At 74.2% G+C, this 23,776-nt stretch carries 21 protein-coding genes; 13 read left to right on the plus strand and 8 right to left on the minus strand.

The features are described from left to right. The first annotated feature begins 203 nt into the window (after positions 1-203). On the plus strand, positions 204-473 hold the full coding sequence (locus OG295_RS27125; RefSeq protein ID WP_078950594.1) for a hypothetical protein: 270 nt from the start codon (positions 204-206) through the stop codon (positions 471-473). Between the two features lie 92 nt (positions 474-565). On the opposite strand, the gene OG295_RS27130 is transcribed toward OG295_RS27125, so the two are convergent. The 3 genes from OG295_RS27130 to OG295_RS27140 all read right to left on the minus strand — a co-directional run bounded on the left by OG295_RS27130 (position 566) and on the right by OG295_RS27140 (position 3,699). Beyond that, positions 566-1,801, minus strand: a complete 1,236-nt coding sequence (locus OG295_RS27130; RefSeq protein ID WP_371679254.1) for a CaiB/BaiF CoA transferase family protein — start codon at positions 1,799-1,801, stop codon at positions 566-568. A gap of 144 nt (positions 1,802-1,945) precedes the next feature. Next, entirely contained in the window at positions 1,946-2,734 is a 789-nt protein-coding gene (locus OG295_RS27135; protein ID WP_371679255.1) for an ABC transporter permease, read from the minus strand. Next, positions 2,731-3,699 (minus strand): ATP-binding cassette domain-containing protein, encoded by a 969-nt coding sequence (locus OG295_RS27140; RefSeq protein ID WP_371679256.1) that lies wholly within the window; start codon positions 3,697-3,699, stop codon positions 2,731-2,733. Before OG295_RS27140 ends, OG295_RS27135 begins: the two co-directional genes overlap by 4 nt. Before the next feature lie 72 nt (positions 3,700-3,771). Between OG295_RS27140 and OG295_RS27145 the strand changes: the two genes are divergently transcribed. Beyond that, positions 3,772-4,503, plus strand: a complete 732-nt coding sequence (locus OG295_RS27145; RefSeq protein WP_371679257.1) for a TetR/AcrR family transcriptional regulator — start codon at positions 3,772-3,774, stop codon at positions 4,501-4,503. Between the two features lie 62 nt (positions 4,504-4,565). On the opposite strand, the gene OG295_RS27150 is transcribed toward OG295_RS27145, so the two are convergent. Beyond that, a complete protein-coding gene (locus tag OG295_RS27150) occupies positions 4,566-5,687 on the minus strand; it encodes a type ISP restriction/modification enzyme (RefSeq protein WP_371681326.1) in 1,122 nt (373 codons plus the stop codon). A gap of 140 nt (positions 5,688-5,827) precedes the next feature. Here OG295_RS27150 and OG295_RS27155 point away from each other — a divergent pair, with 140 nt between their 5' ends. Then, a complete protein-coding gene (locus tag OG295_RS27155; protein WP_371679258.1) occupies positions 5,828-5,998 on the plus strand; it encodes a hypothetical protein in 171 nt (56 codons plus the stop codon). A gap of 101 nt (positions 5,999-6,099) precedes the next feature. Here the strand turns inward: OG295_RS27155 and OG295_RS27160 are convergent, their stop codons facing one another. Both OG295_RS27160 and hmgA read right to left on the minus strand, forming a co-directional pair. Next, entirely contained in the window at positions 6,100-6,849 is a 750-nt protein-coding gene (locus tag OG295_RS27160) for a GntR family transcriptional regulator (protein WP_371681327.1), read from the minus strand. Positions 6,850-6,932: 83 nt separating this feature from the next. Next, positions 6,933-8,267, minus strand: coding sequence for a homogentisate 1,2-dioxygenase (gene hmgA, locus OG295_RS27165; protein ID WP_371679259.1), 1,335 nt, complete (start codon positions 8,265-8,267; stop codon positions 6,933-6,935). A gap of 205 nt (positions 8,268-8,472) precedes the next feature. Here hmgA and OG295_RS27170 point away from each other — a divergent pair, with 205 nt between their 5' ends. The 8 genes from OG295_RS27170 (at position 8,473) to OG295_RS27205 (ending at position 20,538) form a co-directional block, all read left to right on the plus strand. Continuing rightward, positions 8,473-10,539, plus strand: a complete 2,067-nt coding sequence (locus OG295_RS27170; protein WP_371679260.1) for a right-handed parallel beta-helix repeat-containing protein — start codon at positions 8,473-8,475, stop codon at positions 10,537-10,539. Positions 10,540-11,009: 470 nt separating this feature from the next. Beyond that, complete coding sequence (locus OG295_RS27175; protein WP_371681328.1) at positions 11,010-11,813, plus strand: hypothetical protein; 804 nt, start codon at positions 11,010-11,012, stop codon at positions 11,811-11,813. Then, entirely contained in the window at positions 11,810-13,243 is a 1,434-nt protein-coding gene (locus tag OG295_RS27180) for a hypothetical protein (RefSeq protein ID WP_371679261.1), read from the plus strand. The genes OG295_RS27175 and OG295_RS27180 overlap by 4 nt, the downstream gene beginning before the upstream one ends. A gap of 46 nt (positions 13,244-13,289) precedes the next feature. Next, positions 13,290-13,910, plus strand: a complete 621-nt coding sequence (locus OG295_RS27185) for a TetR family transcriptional regulator (RefSeq protein WP_371681329.1) — start codon at positions 13,290-13,292, stop codon at positions 13,908-13,910. A gap of 140 nt (positions 13,911-14,050) precedes the next feature. Next, positions 14,051-16,357, plus strand: coding sequence for a molybdopterin-dependent oxidoreductase (locus OG295_RS27190; RefSeq protein ID WP_371679262.1), 2,307 nt, complete (start codon positions 14,051-14,053; stop codon positions 16,355-16,357). 73 nt (positions 16,358-16,430) lie between these two features. Further along, positions 16,431-17,906: a CitMHS family transporter gene (locus OG295_RS27195; RefSeq protein WP_371679263.1), complete on the plus strand. Its 1,476-nt coding sequence runs from the start codon at positions 16,431-16,433 to the stop codon at positions 17,904-17,906. A gap of 98 nt (positions 17,907-18,004) precedes the next feature. After that, a complete protein-coding gene (locus tag OG295_RS27200; protein ID WP_371679264.1) occupies positions 18,005-19,417 on the plus strand; it encodes an aldehyde dehydrogenase family protein in 1,413 nt (470 codons plus the stop codon). A gap of 41 nt (positions 19,418-19,458) precedes the next feature. Then, complete coding sequence (locus OG295_RS27205; protein WP_371679265.1) at positions 19,459-20,538, plus strand: Zn-dependent alcohol dehydrogenase; 1,080 nt, start codon at positions 19,459-19,461, stop codon at positions 20,536-20,538. 57 nt (positions 20,539-20,595) lie between these two features. On the opposite strand, the gene OG295_RS27210 is transcribed toward OG295_RS27205, so the two are convergent. Then, positions 20,596-21,294: a TetR/AcrR family transcriptional regulator gene (locus tag OG295_RS27210; protein WP_371679266.1), complete on the minus strand. Its 699-nt coding sequence runs from the start codon at positions 21,292-21,294 to the stop codon at positions 20,596-20,598. Between the two features lie 80 nt (positions 21,295-21,374). Between OG295_RS27210 and OG295_RS27215 the strand changes: the two genes are divergently transcribed. Both OG295_RS27215 and OG295_RS27220 read left to right on the plus strand, forming a co-directional pair. After that, positions 21,375-22,526, plus strand: coding sequence for an acyl-CoA dehydrogenase family protein (locus OG295_RS27215; protein WP_371679267.1), 1,152 nt, complete (start codon positions 21,375-21,377; stop codon positions 22,524-22,526). Between the two features lie 91 nt (positions 22,527-22,617). Beyond that, positions 22,618-23,262: a TetR/AcrR family transcriptional regulator gene (locus tag OG295_RS27220; RefSeq protein ID WP_371679268.1), complete on the plus strand. Its 645-nt coding sequence runs from the start codon at positions 22,618-22,620 to the stop codon at positions 23,260-23,262. Here OG295_RS27220 and OG295_RS27225 read toward each other — a convergent pair. After that, positions 23,253-23,714, minus strand: coding sequence for a MaoC family dehydratase (locus OG295_RS27225; protein WP_371679269.1), 462 nt, complete (start codon positions 23,712-23,714; stop codon positions 23,253-23,255). The genes OG295_RS27220 and OG295_RS27225 overlap by 10 nt on opposite strands. Positions 23,715-23,776: the final 62 nt, after the last annotated feature.

The raw sequence follows: 23,776 nt of genomic DNA on the forward strand, positions 1-23,776 counted from the left end.
GTGACGACACTCTCCGATCACCCCTCCGAGGGGCTCCCCAAGTCGGCCCGAAACTGCGGAGAGTGACGGTCGACTCCGGTGAGTAATCGTCAACTACCCGTAACTACAGGGGTAATTCACACCACCGGGATACCCGAGTGTGACGCCGGGGCGATAGGGTTACCCTGCCCGGGCCGGGTGCCCTCGTACGGGTGGGGAGAGACATGGAACAGATAGCAATGCGCAGCAGGCCGCCCCGCGTGCCTGCCATCACCTGCGGTAGCAGCGCGGTCAGCTCGCGCCTCGACCGCCATCTCGCCGTGCTGGGCGGTCCCGCCGTCCCGCACCACGAGGTGGCCGAGGCGACCCTGCTGATGCGCGAGCTCACCTCCCGCGACCACACGCACGTCCAGCGGAGCCGGAGCGCGCGCGTCGCGCTGTTCGCCCCGCTGCGCAGGCTGCGGCGCACGCTCTTCGGCAGCCGCCGCTCGTAACCTCCCCGCAGCGCGGCCGGTCCGGCCCGGCCGCACCCCGGCCCCGTCCCCTCCCGGGTGTCCACCGGGAGCCTCCCGGCGTACCCCCGGCCTCAGGCGATCACACCGTCCCGGCGCAGTGCCGTGATCTGCGCGCCCGTCATCCCCAGGGCGCGCAGCAGGGCGTCGGTGTGCTCGCCGAGCGCGGGCACCGCTCCCATCCGCGGTTCCGCGCCACCCGGCAGCCCGATCGGCGGCAGCAGCGCGCGCAGCGGGCCCGCCGGTGAATCCACCTCCCGCCAGCGGTCGCGTGCCGCGAGCTGCGGGTGCGCGGCCAGCTGTGCCACCGAGTTGAGCCGTGCGCAGGCGATCCCGGCCGCCTCCAGCAACCCCACCGCCTCGTCCGCGCCGAGCCGGCCGAGCGCCTCGGCCACCACCGCGTCCGTCTTCTCCCGGCCCCGGGTGCGGGCCGCGTTCGTCGCGTACGCCGGATCCTCCGCGAGATCGGGCCGCCCCAGCACCTGCCGTGCCAGGCGCCCCCACTCCCGGTCGTTCTGCACCGACAGCAGCACGCGGTCCCCGTCGGCCGTCGGGTAGGCGTCGTAGGGCGCGATCACGGCGTGCGCGAGACCCGTACGTACGGGCTGCTCCCCGCCGTGCATCGTGTGGTGCAGCGGATGTCCCATCCATTCGGCGAGGGCGTCCAGCATCGACACCTCGAGGGGGCCGCCGCGGCCGGTCGCCCCGCGGCGCAGGAGGGCGGCGAGCACCCCGGAGAAGGCGTACATGGCGGCGGCGATGTCGGCCGCCGGGATCCCCGCCTTGACGGGCACCCCGGGCGTGCCGGTCACCGAGACCAGGCCGGCCTCGCACTGCACGAGCATGTCGTAGGCGCGCTTGTGGGCGTAGGGGCCCTCGGGCCCGTAGCCGGAGACGTCCACGGCGACCAGCCGGGGGTAGCGGGCGCACAGGGCCGCGGCGTCGATCCCGAGGCGGGCGGCGGCGCCCTGCGCGAGGTTCTGGACGAAGACGTCGGCGTCGGCCAGCAGCTCGTGCAGCACCTCCAGCCCGCGCGGGTCCTTCAGGTCGAGGGCGAGGGACTCCTTGCCGCGGTTGGCCCAGACGAAGTGCGAGGCCAGGCCGTGGGCGGCGGTGTCGTACGCCCGCGCGAAGTCGCCGCCGTCGGGGCGTTCCACCTTGATGACCCGGGCGCCGAGGTCGGCGAGCTGACGGGTGGCGAAGGGGGCGGAGACGGCCTGTTCGACGGCGACGACCGTGAGGCCGGCGAGGGGGAGGGGCTCGGGGGCGGCGCCCCGGGGGGCGGCGGCGGGGGCCGGGTCGGTGTCCATGACACCGATGCCTATACCGGGAGGGCCGGGTCTGTCACCCCGTACGGCCCCGGCGGTCCGCGTGCGGCCACGCGGATCCCGCAGTCCGGCGACCGTACGTCCACCGCCGTCCCCGTCCGGAGGGGGTTCGGTTCCGGAGGGGATTCAGTCCCGGCCGCGGGCGAACCTGCGCGTGGCCAGCGGTACGAAGAGCGCCAGCAGGAGCAGTGACCACAGCACCGCCCCGGCCACCGGGTGGACCGCCGGCCAGGACGCGCCCGGGGCCGCCTCGCCGCCGGCGTTGCCGCACAGGGCCCGTACGGCGGTGGCCACGGCGCTGATCGGGTTCCACTCCGCGACCGTCCGCAGCCAGCCGGTCAGCCCGGCCGTCGGCAGGTAGGCGCTCGACAGCATCGGCAGGACGAAGGTGGCGCTGGCGAGTTGCCCCGCCGCCTCCTCGCTCCGGCTCACCAGCCCGAGGTACGTCCCCGCCCACGCGGTGGCGAAGCGGAACAGCAGCAGTACGCCGAACGCCCCGAGCGCGCCGGGCAGTCCGTTCTCGGCCCGCCAGCCCATCGCCAGTCCCACCAGCATCACCGGCACCAGCGACACCGCCGTGGTCAGCAGGTCGGCGGCCGTCTGGCCCAGGGGGACGGCGCTCCGGCTCATCGGCAGGGTCCGGAAGCGGTCCATCACCCCGCGGTGCGCGTCCTGCGCGGCCGTGAACATGCCGGTCATCAGGCCGTTGGCGGCGGTCGCGGCGAGCAGTCCGGGCACCAGGAACTCGCGGTACTCGGAGCCCGGCATGGCGAGCGCGCTGCCGAAGACGTAGCCGAAGAAGAGCAGCATCGTCAGCGGCATCGTCTGGGTCAGCACCAGCAGCGCCGGGGCGTGCCGGGCCTTCTGGAGCTGGCGGGTCAGGACGGCGCCGCCGTCCGAGAGCAGGGTGGTCATGCCGCGTTCTCCTTCGTGGGGGCGGGGGCCGGAACCCGGGTGAGGCGCAGGAACACCTCGTCGAGGGTGGGCGGGCGCAGGCTCGCGTCCGTCACCGGGACGCCGGCGCCGTCGAGCGCGCGGATCACCTGCGGGAGGGTGACGCCGGGGTCCAGCACGGTCGCCCCGACGGTGAGCCGCTGCTCGTCCAGGGCGGGCCGCCCGCCCGTGAGCCGGTCGAGGACCCCGGCCGCGGCCGTGAGGGCGTCCGCCCGCGCGACGGTGACCTCGGCGTAGGAGCCGATGCGGGCCTTGAGGGCGGTCGGGGTGCCGTTGGCGACGGCCCGGCCGCGGTCGACGACCAGGATGTCGTCGGCGAGCCGGTCGGCCTCCTCCAGGTACTGGGTGGTGAGCAGGACGGTGGTGCCCTCGTCGGCGAGCGCGCGCACGGCCGTCCAGATGTGCTCGCGGGCCGCCGGATCCAGGCCGGTGGTGGGCTCGTCCAGGAACAGCACCCGGGGGCGGGTGATCAGTCCGGCGGCGAGGTCCAGGCGCCGCCTCGTGCCGCCGGACCAGGTCGAGGCCACCCGGTCGGCGGCCTCGCCGAGCCCGAACCGTTCCAGCAGCGCGTCGGCGCGCTCCCGCCCGGCCCTGCCGCGCAGTCCGGCGAGGCGGGCGAAGAGCCGGAGGTTCTCGCGGCCGGTGAGGTCCCCGTCGACGGAGGCGTACTGCCCGGTGACCCCGATGGCGCGGCGGACGGCGGCGGGGTCGCGGGTGACGTCGTGGCCGGCGACCAGGGCACGGCCCCCGGTGGGCGCGGTGAGGGTGGTGAGGATCCGGACGGCGGTGGTCTTGCCCGCGCCGTTGGGGCCCAGCAACCCGCAGACGGCGCCTTCCGGCACGGCCAGATCCAGCCCGCGCAGCGCGCGCACCTCACCGTAGTGCTTCTCCAGACCCTCACTAAGTACAGCGTACGTAGTCGTCATATGGGCACCGTACCTCACTACGTACGGTGTACGTAACTAAGATGGTGGCGAGACGACGAGGTGATGTGACCGATGACAGCCGGCGGGCGCCCCGCTGAACCCGAAGTGATCTGGACCCGCCCCGTGCGCGCGGGGCGCGGACCGCGCCCCGCGCACAGCCGGGACTCCATCGCCGCCGAGGCGGTGCGGATCGCCGACGCGGAGGGGATCGAGGCCGTCTCCATGCGGCGCGTGGCGGCGGGTATCGGTGCCGGGACCATGTCCCTGTACAACTACGTCCCCCGCAAGGAGGACCTCCACGAGCTGATGGTCGACACCGTCAGCGGGGAGTACGAACTGACCCCGCCGAGCGGCGACTGGCGCGCCGACCTGCTCGCGCTGGCCCGACAGACCCGGGCCCTGATGCACCGCCACCCGTGGTTGCCGCGACTGCTGAGCCCGGTCTACGGGTTCGGCCCGCACGCCCTGCGGTACCTGGAGCACAGCCTGGCCTGCCTGGCGCCGCTGGAGGCTTCCGGCGGCGAGAAGCTGGAGCTGATCGCCGCGGTGAACGGCACGGTGGCCGCGTTCGTGGGGAGCGAGCTGGCCCTGGCCGAACGGGCCCGCTCGCTGCCCTGGAGCGAGGCCGCCGAACAGGGTGTACGGACGGCCTGGCTCGGCTCCCGGCTGGCGTCGGGGGAGTACCCGCGGCTCGCCGAGGCCCTCACGGCGAGCGGCCCGGCATCCCCGGTGCCGCCCGACATGGCGACGGTCTTCGACCGCGCGGTGTCCCGCCTGCTGGGCGCCTGGGACCCCGCTCCCTGACGGGGCCGGCCGCGCCGTGTCCGCGTGGCCCGGGGCTGCCGCGCCCGCGCGGCGTGCAGGGGCTACAGCAGGGCGAACTGGCCGCCCGGGCCCTCCTCCTGGTGGTCCAGCACCGACGCGGGCCGCCGGGACCAGCGCGGCGGCGGCAGCACCCCGGCGGCCGTCAGTTCCCCGGCCGCCAGCAGCGGTCCGGGAGTGAACGCAGCCCGCAGAGGGGCCAGATCGGCCAGCAGCGCCAGGGTCGTCACCAGGGCCGACAGCTCCGAGGTCCAGGACTGCGGCCACTCGGCCGGGCCGAACGCCTCCAGCCCCCGCGCCCGCGGATCCCGGTGCGCACCGCGCGCGGCGAACCAGGACTCCAGCACCCGCACGCCCTGCGCCTCGTACTCCCACGCGCCCGCCGGAACCGGGGAGACCGCACCGTCCCCGAGGGTCAGCGTCTCGCTCTCCGGGTCGTACGCGAGCTCCTGCGGCCAGGCCGTCACCGCCGAGCGGACGTACGGCCGCCGCCCGCCCGGCAGCCGGGGCGGCTCCCCGCCCCGCACCCCGCGCAGCTGAACGGTGAGCAGCCGCTGACCCAGCTCCAGCCCGGCCCGCCACCGCTCCGGGTCCGCCGCGAGCGGGACCTCGTACCCGCGCGGCCCGGGGCGGCCCGCGGCGAGGATCCAGCACAGCACGTCCTCGGGGGTGACCCAGCCGCCGTGGCGCGCCCCCAGCAGCGGCAGCAGGCCCGGCGCGAGGTTCGGCTCGGCCCCGCCGGGGCGCCGGTGCAGCGGCCGGATCCGGCCGAGCCGGCCCGCCGGGAGGTGGGCGGTGACCAGCGGCTCCGGCGTCTCCACCACGAACAGCTGCTGCGCGTCGAGGACCCGCCACAGCTCGGGGCGCGCCGAGTCGATGAGCCGCTGGTCGGGCAGCAGCCACTGCTCGTCGAAGGGCGCCCGGAGTACCCGCACGGGGTCGGGGAACGGGCCGGGGGCCTCGGAGAACCGGGCCGTCGCCGAGCGCTGCCCGGGCAGGGCGGCCGCTCCGGCCGCGGGCGTACGGGTCCGGCTCGGGCGGAACAGCAGCTCCCGCTCCGGCCCTTCGGCGCGCGTCAGGGCCGTCCAGCGGGCGCGCAGCGTGGCCGGACCGGGCGCGACCACCCAGTCCCGCCCCAGGCGCAGGCCGCCCACGGACCAGGGCATCAGATCGTCCAGCAGCGGTACGTCTTCGCTCACCCGGCAGATGGTAGCGACGGGGCGCGGGGGCCGGGCCGTGTCCAGGCCGAAGCGTTACGCTCCTTATGTACGCATACATGCGATCCGTACCGACCTAGGAGTCGGCCATGAGTCAGTACGACGAGTATTCGACGCCGTCACAGGCGGAGGGCGAGCGGCTCGACGAGGACATGGACGAGCAGCAGCGCAAGCAGCAACAGCACCCCCATACGATGCGCACCACCCCCTCCCAGGCCGAGGGGGAACGCCCCGGGGAGGAGCAGGGCGAGAAGAGCTAGGACGCGTCGGGCGTCAGCTCCCGTCGAGTGTCAGGTCCCGTCGAGTGTCAGAGCCCGTCGAGCGAGCGCCGGGGCCCGTCGGCCGGCAGGGCCCGTCACCGTCAGGGCGCGTCGACCGTCACCGTGAAGGAGAACCGGTCGCCGCGGTAGCGGATCCGCGCCACGTCGGCCACCCGCCCGTCCTCGTCGTACGTCACGCCCGTGTAGTGCAGGATCGGGCTCAGCAGCGGGACCTGGAGCAGCTCGGCCGTGACCGGGTCCGCCAGGCGCGCCTCGACGGTGTCGGTGATCCGGCTGATCCGCACCCCCACCACGTCGCGCAGCACCTTCGTCATCGGCCACCGCACCAGGTCGTCCAGGTCCACGGCGTCCGCGAACTCCGGGCGCACCGCGTTCTCCGCCCAGTTCGTGGGCTCGCCGCTCTCCCCGTCGTGGCGGAGCCTGCGGTACGTGACCACCTCGGCGGTGTCGGGGAAGTGCTCCAGCAGTTCACCGGCCACCGGAGTCCGCTCCCGTCCCAGGATCGTCGTCCGCTCACCCGACTGCTGGGCCACGATCGCGTCGACCGACCCCAGCAGCCGCACCGGGGCGCTGCGCAGCGCGCCCGGCTCGATGAAGGTGCCGCGCCGCCGGTGCCGGCTGATCAGGCCCTCGACCTCCAGCTCCTTGAGCGCCTGGCGCATCGTCAGGACGCTCACGCCGTAGTGCTCGGCGAGCTGTTCCTCGGTCGGCAGGCGCAAGGAGGCGTCCGGGGTGCGGCCCAGTATCGAGGCGCGCAGGGACTGGGACACCTGGTACCAGAGGGGCAGTTTCCGGTTCAGGACGAGGGAGTCGGGGGCGAAGGCGGTCACGGGTGGTTCTCCGAACGGCGGCAGACTGGAGTGCAGGCGGCGGGCGTGCGCGCACGGGGGCCGTGCGCGCACGCATGCGCATGTTAGGCGCGGAAGTGGCGCTGGAGACCCTCCCAGACATCGTCGTATCCGCGCTGGAGGTGTTCCGCCCCGGCCGCCTGGGGGGTGGCGGTGATCGGCCAGCGGGTCTCGAACATGAAGGCCAGGCCGTCGTCGATCTTCTGCGGCTTCAGCTCGGCGGCGCTGGCCCGGTCGAAGGTCTCGCGGTCGGGACCGTGCGCCGACATCATGTTGTGCAGCGAGCCGCCGCCGGGCACGAAGCCCTCGGCCTTGGCGTCGTAGGCGCCCTCGATCAGGCCCATGTACTCGCTCATCACGTTGCGGTGGAAGTACGGCGGGCGGAAGGTGTCCTCGCCGACCAGCCAGCGCGGGGCGAAGACCACGAAGTCCACGCCCGCCAGGCCCGGGGTGTCGGAGGGCGACGTCAGCACGGTGAAGATCGACGGGTCGGGGTGGTCGTAGCTGATCGACCCGATGACGTTGAAGCGGCGCAGGTCGTAGACGTACGGGACGTGCGTGCCGTGCCAGGCCACGACGTCGAGGGGGGAGTGGTCGTAGGTGGCGGACCAGAGGTTCCCGCAGAACTTGTTGACCACCTCGGTGGGACGCTCGACGTCCTCGTACGCGGCGACGGGCGCCCGGAAGTCGCGGGCGGCGGCGAGGCCGTTGGCGCCGATCGGGCCCAGGTCGGGGAGGTCGAAGGGCTGTCCGTAGTTCTCGCAGACGTAGCCGCGGGCGGGCGCGCCGCCCCCGTCGCGGTCTCCGTCGAGGAGCTCGACGCGGAAACGGATGCCGCGCGGGATCAGGGCCACCTCGCCGGGGCCGACCGAGAGCAGGCCGAGCTCGGTGCGCAGCAGCAGGCCGCCCCGCTCCGGGACGATCAGCAGCTCACCGTCGGAGTCGCTGAACACCCGGTCCGTCATGTCGGCGTTGGCGGCGTAGAGGTGGATGGCCATGCCGGTGCGCTGGGTGGCGTCGCCGTTGCCGCCCAGGGTCCACAGGCCGGCCAGGAAATCGGTGCCCGGGGCCGGGTCGGGCAGCGGGTTCCAGCGCAGCCGGTTGGGGTCCGGGACCGCCTCGGTGAAGGGCGCCGTGCGCAGTGCTCCGTTGCCGACCCGGGTGAAGGCGGGGTGCGCGGCCGAAGGGCGGATCCGGTAGAGCCAGGAGCGGCGGTTGTGGCGGCGCGGCTCGGTGAAGGCGCTGCCGCTGAGCTGCTCGGCGTAGAGGCCGAGCGGGGCGCGCTGGGGTGAGTTGCGGCCGTGGGGGAGTGCGCCCGGCACGGCCTCCGAGCTGTGCTCGTTTCCGAAGCCGGTGAGGTACTCCAGCGCCTCCGCCGTCTTCCTGGCCTGCTCACTCATGGGCTGCTCCCGCTCCGTCGAAGGAATCCTATGCCAGACAGTAGGATTCCGCGCGCCACTCGTCAACGCCGTCCCGGACCACGCCACCGATTCCCGCCGGGGCCTCCCGCCGGGCGGCGGTGCGGGCGGCGGTGCGGACGGCGGTGCGGACGGATCCGTGCGGGAGGGGATCCGAAAAGATGAACATTGCTCTACTCTCACGCGCATGTCGTGGACCTGCAGGTTCCCTGGCGTGCCGGCGGCGCTCCTCGCCGCCCTGCTCGCCCTCCTGTCCCTCTTCGCCGCCGCGCCCGCCGCCCTCGCGCACGAAGAGCGCCCCGTCGCCCTGCCCGACGGCACCGGATCCGTCCCCGCGTACCGCGCGGCCGAGCCCGACCTGATCGTCTGCAAGACCGACCGGCCCGCCTTCGAGCGCCGCATCGCCGGATTCCCCGACGACCTGCGCCGCCGCAACCTCGACCTCTACGAACGCTGCGAGAAGTCCGGCTACCGCCACCTCCAGGCGGCCGTCGACGCCGTGGACCGCCCCGGCATGAACATCGCGGTCCTGCCCGGCCTCTACGAGGAGGAGCCCTCGCTCCCCAAGCCGACGGGCGAGTGCGCCGCCCTCAAGGCCCCCAACTCCGCCCTGGGCTACCAGATCCTGTCCTGCGAACAGCAGGCGAGCTGCCCGCACAACCAGAACCTCGTCGCGATCCTCGGCAAGAAGGACCTCCAGATCGAGGGCACCGGCGCCTCGCGCATGGACGTCGTCATCGACGCCAAGTACCAGAAGCTGAACGCCATCCGCGCCGACGAGTCCGACGGCGTCTACTTCCGCAACTTCACCGCCCAGCGCACCACCTTCAACTCGCTGTACGTACTGGCCGGCGACGGCTTCGTCATCGACGACGTACTGACCCGCTGGAACGACGAGTACGGCTTCCTGACCTTCGCCAGCGACCACGGCCTGTACAAGAACTGCGAGTCCTACGGCAACGGAGACTCCGGCATCTACCCCGGCAGCGCCTCCAACATCAACGACGGGCGCGGCTACGACGTGCCCCGGTACTCGATCGAGATCACCGGCTGCCGCAGCCACCACAACATGGTCGGCTACTCCGGCACCGCCGGTGACTCGGTGTGGGTCCACGACAACGAGTTCGACCAGAACATGGGCGGCGCCTCGATGGACAGCGCCTTCCCCGGACACCCCGGCCTCCCGCAGAACCACGCCCGCTTCGAACGCAACCTCATCCACGACAACAACGCCGACTACTACCCCTACGTGGCCGACGGCACCTGCGCGAAGCCGCCCGTCGAGCGCGGCTACGAACAGGGGGTGGTCTGCCCCCAGATCTCGATGCCGCCGGGCACCGGCATCATCACCGCCGGAGGCAACTGGAACCTCTACGAGAACAACTGGGTGTACGGCCACCGGCGGGCCGCCTTCTTCCTCAGCGCGGTGCCGGCCTACATCCGCGGCGAGGAGAAGTGGTCGAAGCAGACCGACACCTCCCACCACAACCGGTACGCCGGCAACATCCTCGGCAAGGACAGGTCAGGGGCCTCCCGGCCCAACGGCACCGACGTGTGGTGGGACGGCCAGGGCCGCGGCAACTGCTGGCAGGACGGCCCCGACGGCTCCACCCCGGGCACCCTGCCGCAGTGCGGGAAGGCGCGCGGCGAGGTCGGCGGCGCCTCCGCCCGGCTGGTGGGCGAACCGGTCAAGCTCGCCCAGCTGCTGGTCTGTGCGGACTACAACGTCCAGGCCCGCAAACTCCCGGCCGGCTGCGACTGGTACGGGGCCCGCGGTCTGGAACGGGTGGAGACGCAGATCGCGCTGGCGGTGGCGGCCGTCCTGCTGCTGGTCGGCGGGGTGCTGTGGTGGCGCCGCCTGCGCCGCTCCCGGCTGGGCACGGTGGCCTCCCTGCTGGGGGCCGCCGGGGTGGCCCTGGACGTGGCCGGCTCCACGATGCCCCTCCAGGACACCTTCGTCCCGGCCCTCGCCCTGCTGCTGCTCGGCCTCTGGTGGACCGGCGCCGGCCTGGCCCTGCGCCCCGGGCGCCCCTGGCTGGCCCGGCTGACGCTGCTCCTGGGGGCGCTGACCCTGCTGGACGCCTTCGACAAGGCCGTTCTGATGATCCCCTGGATCCCGCTGAGCCCCGCCTGGATACGCGCGCTGGTGGCGCTGGTGTGGGTCCTGTGGACGGCCGTCGCCGCGGCCCGCCCCACCCCACGCACCTCCTCGGCCCCCCAGCCCCCCACCCCGGCCCCCGCCCTGACCCCCTGACCCCGCCCCCGCCCTGCCCCCCCCGCCTCGCCCCCCGCCCCGCCCCCCGGCTCTGGCCCCCTGGCCCGAGCCCCTGCCCCGGGCCCTTCCGGGGCGGGCCCTGCCCCTCACCGCCTGCCCCGGGGCCCGGTCCGGAGCGGGGCCCACCCCGACCCGGCTCTCGACTGGATCCCCGCTCCGTACCGCCCGCCGGCACCCGCCCCGACGCCCCGCTCCTCGCCCCGACGCCCGCTACTGACGACTCGTCGAGCCCACCGCCGGCGCCCCGCCGGCCCGCTGTCGGGGCGTGGCGGCGCGGGCGCTGGGGCGGGCCGCGGGGTCGGTGGCCGGCCGGCCCGAACCTCCATCGGAGGCCCGAAGTGACCGTCCCCGCACAGGCCCGCATCCGGTGCGACGCCTGCCGACCACCCGCCCGCGCGGGCCGGCCGCCCCGACGCCCCGCCCGCACGGCCGCGCTCGTCGCCCTCCTCCTGCTCCTCGTGGGCGGCGCGGCCACCGGCTGCGGGGGCAGGGCCACCACCCACCACAAACCCGGCACCACCCACGAGCAGGCCTCCGGCAGTACCGGCACCCTGCTCGACACCCAGGACGGCGGCGGCCACCGCCTGCGCGAGGTCCCGGCCGGGGGCGCGCCGGAGGTCAGGCTCACCGCCCGCCCCGACTCCGAGGACGGCTGGAACCTCCAACTGGCCGTCACCAACTTCCGCTTCACCCCCGACAGCACCGGTGGCGCCGCCCTCCCGGGCGCCGGCCACGCCCACCTCGGACTCGACGGCCACAAGCTGGCCCGCGTGTACGGCCCCTGGTTCCACCTGCCCGCGGCGCAGGTGCCCGAGGGCGCGCACACCCTGACCGTCCGCCTCTACGCCGACGACCACACGGCCTGGGCCGTCGCCGGCAAGCCGGTCGAGGCGTCCGTGCCGCTGACCGCGGGCCCCCCGGGCGAGGCGTCCCACAGCCACTCCGCACCCGCGCCGACCGGCTCGGCGGCGCCCTCCGGGGCTCCGCGGGCCGACCGCACCGTGACCCTCGCCGTCCGGGACGGCAAGGTGGTCCCCGCCACCGGCCGCACCGAGGTCAAGCGCGGCGAACGCGTCGCCCTGCGGGTCACCAGCGACCGCGCCGACACCCTCCACGTCCACGGCTACGACAAGGAACTCGCCCTGCCCGCGGGCCAGGAGGCGACCCTGGTCCTGACGGCCGACCGCACGGGCCTCTTCGAGGTGGAGACCCACGAGTCCGGGCTGGTCCTGACCCAGCTCCTGGTCCGATGACCCCCGGCCCCGGGGCGGCGGCCCAGGGCCGGGCGTCAGCGCCCGGGGTGTGGTCCGGCGTCCGGCCCGGACCGTCGGCGGAGCCGGGAGCGGTGGCGGCGTTCGGGCCGGGGCCCGGCCGGAGCGTGGTCCTTCACCCGGCCGACCCGCAGGTCCCGCTCGCGCACGGGATCGGCTCCCAGCACGACCTGCCCATCTCTCCCTTCTACGCCTTCGCCGGAGCCTTCACCGCACTCTTCGTCTCCTTCCTCGCACTCGGTCTCCTCTGGTCGGTCTCCCGCTTCCGCGGCGACCGCTCCGGTCTGGCCCTGCCCGCCGGGTTCCAGCGGGTGGCCGACGCGCCGGCCACCCGCACCACCCTGCGCGGCCTCGGCCTCGCCGCAGCCCTCGCCGTACTCCTCCACCTCCTCCTCGGTCCCGACGACCCCGCCCGCAACCCCGCTCCCGGCGCCGTCTACGTCCTGCTCTGGGTCGGACTCGTCCCCGCCTCCCTCCTCCTCGGCCCCGTCTGGCGCCTGCTCAACCCGCTGCGCACCCTGCACCGGCTCCTCCGCCGGATCCGCCGCCGCCCGCCCGGTGAGGACCGCCCCCTGCCCGCCCGGCTCGGCCAATGGCCCGCCGCCGCCGGGCTGTTCGGCTTCACCTGGCTGGAGCTCGTCGCCCCCGATCCCGCATCCACCACCACCCTCCTCTGTGCCATCACCGGCTACGCCGCCCTCCACCTGCTGCTCGCCGCCCGCTTCGGCGAGCGGTGGTTCGCCGACGCCGACGCCTTCGAGGCCTACTCCGACCTCCTGGCCCGGCTCTCACCGCTCGGCCGCCGCGGCGACGGCCGCCTGGCCCTGCGCAACCCCCTGCACGGACTCGACGCGACGCCCGAGAGGCCCGGACTCGTCGCCACCGTCTGCGTCCTGCTCGGGTCCACCGCCTACGACGGCTACTCCGACAACCCCGCCTGGATCAACGCCGTTCAGACCTCCCCCCTCGGCCGCACCCCCGCGGCCACCCTCGGGCTGCTCGCTTCCATCGCCCTCGTCGCCACCCTCTACTGCCTGTGCGCCGGCGCCACCCGCCTCGTCAGCGGCCCGCACCCCCGCCCGCTGACCGCCTTCGCGCACTCACTCGTACCGATCGCCCTCGGCTATCTCATCGCCCATTACTTCTCCCTCCTCGTCACCGAAGGGCCACGCACAGTAATCATGGCACTGGGCACTGACAATGCCCCAGAGCCCAGTCCCCCCTTGGGTTCCGGAGGCCTCGCGGCCCTCCAGGTGATCGCCGTCGTGGCCGGTCACGTACTCGGCGTGATCGCCGCCCACGACCGCTCCGTCCGCCTCTTCCCGCCCGCCAGGGCCGTGGCCGGCCAACTCCCGCTGCTCGCGCTGATGGTGACGTACACCCTCGGCGGGCTCACTCTCCTGCTGAACTGAGGGCCGGACGTCCCGTTCACCCGAACCACACGCCAGGAGCGGCATGATGGACCCCGTGCCTCCCGCCCACCCCCTGCGCCGGACCCCGGTCCAGCAGCGCAGCGCCGACCGTCTCGCCCGGATCCTCGACGCCTGTGCCGAGCTCCTGGACGAGACCGGCTACGAGAACCTCAGTACCCGTGCCGTCGCCCTGCGCGCCGGCGTGCCCATCGGATCCGTCTACCGGTTCTTCGGGAACAAGCGGGCCATGGCCGTCGCCCTCGCCCACCGCAACCTCGACCGGTACGCCGACGGCATCCAAAGGCGCCTCGCCGTCTTGCCGGTCGCCCACTGGCGGCCCGTCGTGGACGCCGTCCTCGACGAGTACCTGGCCATGAAGCGCAGCGTCCCGGGCTTCGCCCTCGTCGACTTCGGCGTGCCCGCGCCGCCCGCGGAGGGGCCCGCCGCCGACCCGAACCACCTGGTCGCCGCGCGCCTGACCCGGCTGCTGTGCGGGCATCTGCGCCTCGTCCCCGACGCCGGGCTGGAGCGCGCGGTACTGGTCGCCGTCGAGGCGACCGACGCGCTCGTCCAGCTGGCCTTCCGGTCCGACCCGGCGGGGGACCCCGCGATCGTCGCCGAGACGCGGGCCATGATGCACGCCTACCTGGCCCGGGTCCTGGACTGAACGGCCCGGAGCCGACCGGTCGCCGCAACCCCCTCCCCGACGTGCCTACCGGTCGGTATGCTCGGGGCGCCCGCGTGCCCGCGCCGCCGGGCCGGGCCGCCGACGGTCCGTGCCGCGGCCTGCCGCCCCCTGGAGGGCCCATGCCCCGCACCGCCCCGCGCATCTGCCCCCTCTGCGAAGCCACCTGCGGCCTCACCCTGACCATCGAGGGGACCACCGTCACCGGTGCCCGGGGTGACCGCGACGACGTCTTCAGCCGCGGCTTCATCTGCCCCAAGGGCGCCGCCTTCGGAGCGCTCGACGCCGACCCGGACCGGCTGCGCACCCCCCTCGTCCGCCGCGACGGCCGCCTGCGCCGGGCGACCTGGGAGGAGGCCTACGACGCCATCGCCGCAGCCGTCCCCGCCCTGGTCCGGGAACACGGGGCGCAGTCCGTGGGCGTCGTCCTCGGCAACCCGAACGTGCACACCATGGCCGGCGCCCTCTACCCGCCGCTGCTCGTGGGCGCCCTGGGCACCCGCAACCTCTTCACCGCCAGCACCCTCGACCAGATGCCCAAACACGTCTCCAGCGGACTGCTGTTCGGCGACCCCTTCGCCATCCCCGTGCCCGACCTCGACCGCACCGACTTCCTGCTCCTGCTCGGCGCCAACCCGGTCGAGTCCAACGGCTCCCTGTGCACCGCCCCCGACTTCCCCGGCCGGCTCAAGGCGCTGCGGGCGCGCGGAGGCACCCTCGTCGTCGTCGACCCGCGCAGGACGCGCACCGCCCGGCTCGCCGACCGGCACCTCGCACCCCGCCCCGGCAGCGACGCCCTGCTGCTCGCCGCCGTCGCGCACACCCTGCTCGCCGAAGGGCTGTCCGCTCCCGGCGCGTTGGCGCGACACACCGAGGGGCTCGGGGAACTCGCCGACGCCCTCGGGAGTTTCACTCCTGAGGCCTTGGCCCCCGCCTGCGACCTCACGGCCGCCGAGATCCGCGACCTGGCCCGTGATCTCGCGGCCGCGCCGACCGCCGCCGTCTACGGGCGGATCGGCAGCTGCACCGTCGAGTACGGGACGCTCGCCAGCTGGCTGGTCGACGTACTGAACATCCTCACCGGCAACCTCGACCGGCCCGGCGGGGCCCTCTTCCCGCTCCCGGCGACCGGCCCACGCCCCCGTGCGGCCGGACCCGGCCGGGGATTCGCGCTCGGCCGCTGGCACAGCCGGGTCTCCGGCCACCCCGAGGCCAAGAGCGAACTGCCCATCGCCGCCCTCGCCGAGGAGATCGAGACCCCGGGTCCGGGGCGGATCCGCGCCCTGATCGCCATCGCCGCCAACCCCGTGCTGTCCGCCCCCGACGGCCGCCGGCTCGACGCGGCCCTGGCCGGGCTGGACTTCATGGTCAGCGTCGACCCCTACCTCAACGAGACCTCCCGTCACGCCCACGTCGTGCTGCCTCCACCGCCCCCGTCCCAGAGCGCGCACCACGACTTCGCCTTCAACGGCTTCGCCATCCGCAACCAGGTCCGCTACACCCGTCCCGCCGTCCCCCTCGAAGCCGGGCGGCTCGACGAGTGCGAGATCCACGCGCGCCTCGTCCTGGCCGTCTCCGGCACGCACGGCGCCGCCGAGCCGTCCGTCGTCGACGAGACGGCGATCCAGGGCGCCCTCGCCCGGGAGACCGCGGACCGGCGCTCCCCCCTCCACGGCGCCGACCCCGCCCGCCTCGCGGGGCTCCTGGCGGGCGAGAACGGCCCCGAACGGCGGCTCGACCTGATGCTGCGACTCGGCCCGTACGGAGACCTGTTCGGCGCCGCAGGACAGCCGGTCGGGCAGTCCGACGGGCAGCCGGAAGCGCCGGAGGGCGGGTCTGCGTACGGGCAGCCGGACGGGTCGGACGGCGGGCTGAGTCTGGACAGGCTGCTCGCCCACCCGCACGGCATCGACCTCGGCCCGCTGCGGCCCCGGCTCCCGGGCCTGCTCAGGACCCGCAGCGGCAGGATCGAGCTGCTCCCGGACCCGATCGCGGCCGAGCTCCCCCGACTGCGCGCGGCCCTCACCGGCCGCCCCGCCGCCCTGGTGCTCGTGGGCCGCCGCCACCTGCGGTCCAACAACAGCTGGTTGCACAACGTCCCGGCCCTCACCGGCGGTTCCAACCGCTGCACCCTCCAGGTCCATCCGCGGGACGCGGAGCGGATCGGACTGGCCGACGGGGGGCGGGCCCGGGTCACGGCCGACGGCGGCAGTCTGGAGGTCCCCGTGGAGGTCACCGACGCCGTCCGCGCCGGCGTGGTCAGCCTGCCGCACGGCTGGGGCCACGACCGGGACGGCACCCGCCTCGCGGTGGCGGCCGCCGAACCGGGAGTGAACGTCAACCAGCTCCTCGACGGCACCCGGCTCGACCCGCTCTCCGGGACGGCGGTGCTCAACGGCTTCCCCGTCGAACTCGTACCCCTGCCCTGAGCTGGGGTTTTGCTCGTATTGCTCACGCGTCGACGTCTTGTTGGCACAAGGAGGCGGCACCTAGGTTCCCTGCATGCTGACCTTCCTCGGCTTCGCCATGATCGCGACCTTCCTGGTCCTGATCATGCTGAAGAAAATGTCGCCCATCGCGGCGCTCGTCCTCATCCCCGCGCTCTTCTGCGTGTTCGCCGGAAAGGGCGCGCACCTGGGGGACTACGTCATCGACGGCGTCGGGAAGCTCGCCCCGACCGCCGCCATGCTGATGTTCGCCATCGTCTACTTCGGCGTGATGATCGACGTCGGCCTCTTCGACCCGATCGTCCGGGGCATCCTGCGCTTCTGCAAGGCCGATCCGATGCGGGTCGTGGTCGGCACGGCCGTGCTGGCGGCGATCGTCTCCCTCGACGGGGACGGTTCGACCACCTTCATGATCACCGTTTCGGCCATGTACCCGCTCTACAAGCGGCTGGGTCTGAGCCTGGTGGTCATGACGGGCGTCGCCGCGACCGCGAACGGCGTGATGAACACCCTCCCCTGGGGCGGACCCACCGCCCGCGCCGCCACCGCCCTCAAGCTGGACGCGGCCGACATCTTCGTCCCGATGATCCCCGCCCTCGCGGTCGGGCTCCTGTGCGTCTTCGTCCTGGCCTACGTCCTGGGCCTGCGCGAGCGCCGCCGCGTCGGCTCCCTGGTGATGCCCGGGGAGGCGGGGGCCGAGGCCGAGGAGGAGTTCCTGGTCGCGGTCGGTCCGGGCGGCAGGACGGACACGGGCGCGCAGCCGGACGCGAAGGCGCCCGGGGGCGGTGGCTCCGGTTCCGCCACGGATCCCGCCCCCGGTTCCTCCTCCGGCCCGGGTTCCGCCGCGGGTGCGGGCGCCGCCTCCGCCGCCGCGCCCGGGGACGACGGCTTCCAGGGGCTCGACCCCGACCGTCCGACGCTGCGCCCCCGCCTCTACTGGTTCAACGCGGGCCTCACCGTCGCCCTGCTCGCCGCGATGATCATGGAGCTGCTGCCGATCCCGGTGCTGTTCCTGCTCGGCGCCGCCCTCGCGCTCACCGTGAACTTCCCCCACATGCCTGACCAGAAGGCCCGCATCGCCGCCCACGCCGACAACGTCCTCAACGTCGCCGGCATGGTCTTCGCCGCGGCCGTCTTCACGGGCGTCCTCAGCGGAACGGGCATGGTCAAGCACATGGCCGACTGGCTCGTCGGCGCCGTCCCCGAGGGCATGGGCCCGCACATGGCCCTGGTCACCGGGCTGCTCAGCCTGCCGCTGACCTACTTCATGTCCAACGACGGCTTCTACTTCGGCGTCCTGCCGGTCCTCGCCGAGGCCGGCGCCGCCCACGGGGTCTCCTCGCTGGAGATCGCCCGCGCCTCCCTGGTGGGCCAGGCCCTGCACATGTCGAGCCCGCTGGTTCCGGCCGTCTACGTCCTCGTCGGCATGGCCAGGGTCGAGTTCGGCGACCACACCCGCTTCACGGTGAAATGGGCGGCCCTCACCTCCCTCGTGGTACTGGCCGCGGGGATGCTTTTCGGCATCATCTGAGCCGGGCGGCCCCTGGTGCCCCGAAAACTACCGGCGCTAGTTTGTAGGGTGTCGACGACGTCAGCTCTACGCGCTCGTGCGTGCTCGGGAGGAATGCCATGAAGGCCCACGACGGGATGTACATCGGCGGGGAGTGGCGGCCCGCCGCCGGAACCGACCGGATCGAGGTCGTCAACCCGGCCGACGAGCAGGTCATCGCCAACGTCCCGGCCGGGGGCGCCGAGGACGTGGACGCGGCCGTACGCGCGGCCCGCGCGGCCCTCCCCGGCTGGGCGGCCACGGCTCCGGCCGAGCGGGCCGCCCTGATCGGTGCACTGCGCGACGTCCTGGCGGCCCGCAAGGGCGAGATCGCCGAGACGATCACCGCCGAACTCGGCGCCACCTCCGGCTTCTCGGAGAACGTCCACGTCGGGGCCCCGATCGCGGTGGCCTCCTCCTACGCCGAGCTGGCGGCCGAGTACGCCTTCGAGGAACGGATCGGGAACTCCACCGTGCTGCTGGAGCCGGTCGGTGTGGTCGGGGCCATCACGCCCTGGAACTATCCCCTGCACCAGGTCGTTGCCAAGGTGTCACCCGCTCTCGCCGCCGGCTGCACCCTCGTCCTCAAGCCGGCCGAGGACACCCCGCTGACCGCGCAGCTCTTCGCCGAAGCCGTGCACGAGGCGGGCATCCCGGCCGGAGTCTTCAACCTGGTGACCGGCACCGGCCCGGTCGCCGGACAGGCGCTGGCCGAGCACGAAGGGGTCGACCTCGTCTCCTTCACCGGCTCGACCGCCGTCGGCAAGAAGATCGGTGCCATCGCCGGCGCCGCCGTCAAGCGCGTCGCCCTCGAACTCGGCGGCAAGTCGGCGAACGTCATCCTGCCCGGCGCCGATCTGCCCAAGGCCGTCGCCGCGGGCGTCGCCGACGTCATGAGCAACTCCGGTCAGAGCTGCAACGCCCTCACCCGCATGCTCGTCCAGCGGGACCAGTACGAGGAGGCCGTGTCCCTCGCGGTGGCCGCCGTCGCCAAGTACCCCACCGGCGACCCCCGCGACCCGGGCACCCGACTCGGCCCGGTGATCAACGCCAAGCAGCGCGCCCGCGTGCGCGCGTACATCGACAAGGGCGTCGAGGAGGGCGCCCGACTCGTCGCGGGCGGTTCCGAAGCGCCGCACGAGCACGGGTACTTCGTCACCCCGACCGTGTTCGCGGACGTCACCCCCGAGATGACCATCGCCCAGGAGGAGATCTTCGGTCCCGTCCTGGCGATCCTCCCCTACGAGGACGAGGAGGACGCCCTGCGCATCGCCAACGGCACGGTCTACGGCCTGGGCGGCGCCGTCTGGGCGGCGGACGCGGAGACGGCCGTGGCCTTCGCCCGGCGCATGGACACCGGTCAGGTGGACATCAACGGCGGCCGCTTCAACGTGCGCGCGCCCTTCGGCGGCTACAAGCAGTCGGGCGTGGGCCGCGAGCTCGGCCCGCACGGCCTGGGGGAGTACCTCCAGACCAAGTCCCTGCAGTTCTGACCGCGACCCGCAGCACCCCAGAAGACACGGAGACGAAGACCATGGTCCGCGCCGCCATCCTGCCCGCCGTCGGAGCCCCGCTGGAGATACGGGACATCGTGCTGCCCGAACCCGGCCCCGGGCAGGTCCGGGTGCGGCTCGCCGCAGCCGGGGTCTGTCACTCCGATCTCTCCCTCACCAACGGCACCATGCGGGTGCCCGTCCCCGCCGTCCTCGGCCACGAGGGCGCGGGGACGGTCGTCTCGGTGGGCGAGGGTGTCACCCACGTCGCACCCGGCGACGGTGTGGTGCTCAACTGGGCCCCGTCCTGCGGGGAGTGCCACCACTGCCGGATCGGCGAGGTCTGGCTCTGCGCCAAGGCCCTGACCGGGGTCGGCGCGGTCTACGCCCACGACGCCGAGGGCACCGAGCTGCACCCCGGGCTGAACGTCGCGGCCTTCGCCGAGGAGACCGTCGTCGCGGCGAACTGCGTGCTGCCCGCGCCCGCCGGGATCCCGCTGCCCGAAGCCGCCCTGCTCGGCTGCGCCGTCCTCACCGGGTACGGGGCCGTCCACCACAGCGCCCAGGTCCGCCCCGGCGAGTCGGTGGCCGTGTTCGGTGTCGGCGGGGTCGGCCTGGCCGCGCTGCAGGCGGCCCGGATCGCCGGGGCGGGGGCCGTCGTGGCGGTCGACGTCTCCCCGGCGAAGGAGGAACTGGCCCGTGCCGCCGGGGCCACCGACTTCGTGCTCGCCTCCGAGACCACCGCCAAGCAGATCCGCGCGCTCACCGCCGGTCAGGGCGCGGACGTGGCCGTCGAGTGCGTGGGCCGCGCGGAGACCATCCGCGGGGCCTGGGATTCCACCCGCCGGGGCGGGCGCACCACGGTCGTCGGCATCGGCGGCAAGGAGCAGCAGGTCGCCTTCCACGCGCTGGAGATCTTCCACTACGCCCGCACCCTCAGCGGCTGCGTCTACGGCAACAGCGATCCGGCCCGCGACCTCCCGGTGATCGCCGACCACGTGCGGGCCGGCCGCCTCGACCTCGGCGCGCTGGTCACCGACCGGATCACCCTCGACGGCATCCCCGCCGCTTTCGACGCGATGCTCGCGGGCAAGGGCGGCCGCTCCCTGGTCGTCTTCTGATCCGGCCGGCCCCGGGTCCGACCGGCCGGCCGCACCCACCCCGTGCGGCCGGCCGGGTCAGGCCCGCGGCTCCCGCAGGGCCTCGTACTGGAGGGACAGGCCGTCCAGCAGGGCCGTCAGGCCCGTCTCGAACGCGCCCTCGTCCACCTCGCGCCTGCGCTCCGCCAGCAGGTGGGCCCGCCCCAGGTGCGGGTAGTCCACCGGGTCGTACGCCGCCTCGTCGTCCACGAACCCCCGGGCGAACGAGGCCACAGCCGAGCCCAGGATGAAGTAGCGCATCAGGGCGCCGATCCGCGTCGCGTGGGCCGGCGGCCATCCCGCCTCCGTCATCGCCCCGAACACCGCGTCCGCCAGCCGCAGCCCGGCGGGGCGCCGGCCCGGCCCCCGTGCCAGCACCGGCACGATGTTGGGGTGGTCCGCCAGGGCGTCCCGGTACGAGTGCGCCCACGCGTGCAGGGCCTCGCGCCAGTCCCGGCGCGCCCCACCGTCACCGACACGGTCTCCTTCGCCGCCGCCGCCGACGGCGCCGAACATCGACAGGTCGACCCGGGCGCTCACCGCGTCCGCCACCGCCTCCAGGATCGCGTCCTTGGTCCGGAAGTGGTTGTACAGCGAGGGTCCGCTGACCCCGAGGGCCGCGGCCAGCCGCCGCGTCGACACCGCCTCCAGCCCCTCCGCGTCCACCAGCGCACCGGCCGCCTCGACGATGCGGTCTCTGCTCAGGAGGGGCTTGCGCGGTCTGGCCATGCGCCACATAGTAGGCCCTGCCCGCCATAAACTACCGGTGCTAGTTAAAGGCTCCGGCACCCGCGACCGCGCCCCACCCGGAGGCACCCGTGAACCTGGAACCCAGCGAGGAGCAGGAAGCCGTGCGCCGGCTCGCCCGCGCGTTCAGCGAGCGCGAGATCGCCCCGTACGCCGCCGAGTGGGACCGTGCCGAGAGCGTGGACCGGTCCATCGTGAAGAAGCTCGGCGACCTCGGTTTCCTCGGCCTCACCGTCCCCGAGGAGTACGGCGGCTCCGGCGGCGACCACGTCTCCTACGCGCTCGTCACCGAGGAACTGGGCCGCGGGGACTCCGCGGTGCGCGGCATCGTCTCCGTCTCCCTCGGCCTGGTCGCCAAGACCGTCGCCGCCTGGGGCACCGAGGAGCAGAAGCGCGAGTGGCTGCCCCGGCTGTGCTCCGGCGAGGCCCTCGGCTGCTTCGGCCTGACCGAACCCGGCACCGGCTCCGACGCCGCCGCCCTCACCACCCGGGCCGTGCGCGAGGGGGACGCGTACGTGATCAGCGGCAGCAAGATGTTCATCACCAACGGCACCTGGGCCGACGTCGTCCTGCTCTTCGCCCGCACCGGCGGCGCCCCTGGCCACCGCGGGATCTCCGCCTTCCTCGTCCCCGCCGACACCCCGGGCCTGACCCGCCAGGAGGTCCACGGCAAGCTGGGCCTGCGCGGTCAGGCCACCGCCGAGCTGGCCCTCGACGGCGTCCGCGTGCCCGCGTCCGCGATGCTCGGCCCCGAGGGCAAGGGTTTCTCCGTCGCCATGTCGGCCCTGGCCAAGGGCCGGATGTCGGTGGCCGCCGGCTGCGTCGGCATCGCGCAGGCCGCGCTGGACGCGGCCGTCTCGTACGCCGCCCGGCGCGAGCAGTTCGGCAAGCCGATCTCCCACCACCAGCTGGTGCAGGAGCTGATCGCCGACATTTCCGTCGACGTGGACGCCGCCCGGCTGCTGACCTGGCGCGTCGCCGACCTCATCGACCGCGGCCGGCCCTTCGCCACCGAGGCCTCCACCGCCAAGCTCTTCGCCTCCGAAGCGGCCGTGCGCGCCGCGGGCAACGCCCTCCAGGTCCACGGCGGCTACGGCTACATCGACGAGTACCCGGCCGGAAAGCTGCTGCGCGACGCCCGCGTGATGACCCTCTACGAGGGGACCAGTCAGATCCAGAAGCTGCTGATCGGCCGCGCCCGCACGGGCGTCTCCGCCTTCTGAGCCGGCGGCGGGCGCGACGGAATCCTGCCTAAGCGCTTGCTCACCCTCCGGTAGGGTGTTCCTTCCACACGGGGAAGAGGGTGAGCGGGCGATGGACAGCGCGGCGGATACCAGCGGCTACCAGGCGTGGTCGGAGGTCACCCCCGACGCCGCGCGGCGGCTGCTGGTCGCGGCCGTCGAAGCCTTCGCCGAACGCGGCTACCACGCGACCACCACCCGCGACATCGCCGGCCGGGCCGGTATGAGTCCGGCGGCGCTCTACATCCACTACAAGACCAAGGAAGAGCTGCTCCACCGCATCAGCCGGATCGGCCACGACAAGGCGCTGGAGATCCTGGAGACCGCCGCCGCCGGGCCCGGAACGGCCGCCGACCGGCTCGACGCGGCCGTGCGGTCCTTCGTGGGCTGGCACGCCGCGCACCACATGACCGCGCGCGTGGTCCAGTACGAGCTCGACGCGCTCGCGCCCGAGCACCGCGGCGAGATCGTGGCGCTGCGCCGCGAGAGCGACGCCGCCGTGCGCCGCATCATCGCCGAGGGGGTCCGGGCGGGGGAGTTCGACGTCCCCGACGTCCCCGGGACCACCCTCGCCGTGCTCTCCCTGTGCATCGACGTGGCCCGCTGGTTCAGTACCGCCGGGCACCGCACGCCCGACGAGGTCGGCGCGCTCTACGCCGACCTCGTGCTCCGCATGGTGGGCGCCCGGCCGGCCGCCGCGTCCGTGGATCAGAAGTAGTAGCGGGACACCGACTCCGCGACACAGACCGGCTTCGCGCCGCCCTCGCGCTCCACCGTCACCGTCGCCGCGACCTGCACGCCTTCGCCCGCCTCGGTGACCGCCGTGATCACGGCCGTGGCGCGCAGCCGCGAGCCGACCGGCACCGGAGCCGGGAAGCGGACCTTGTCCGTGCCGTAGTTGATGCCCATCCGCATCCCCTCGACGCGCATGACCTGCGGCACCAGGCTGGGCAGCAGCGACAGCGTCAGATAGCCGTGCGCGATCGTGGAACCGAAGGGGCCCGAGGCCGCCCGCTCCGGGTCCACGTGGATCCACTGGTGGTCGCCGGTCGCGTCCGCGAAGAGGTCGATCCGCTTCTGGTCCACCTCCAGCCACCCGCTCGGGCCGAGCACGTCACCGATCCCGGCGCGCAGTTCCTCGGCGGAGGTGAAGATCCTCGGTTCGGCCATGCCCTGCCCCTGTCGTCCGCTGTCGCGCAACTAATAAGCGTTTGCTCAGCATGCTGGGGCCC

Source organism: Streptomyces sp. NBC_01276, assembly GCF_041435355.1.
Taxonomy (GTDB): domain Bacteria; phylum Actinomycetota; class Actinomycetes; order Streptomycetales; family Streptomycetaceae; genus Streptomyces.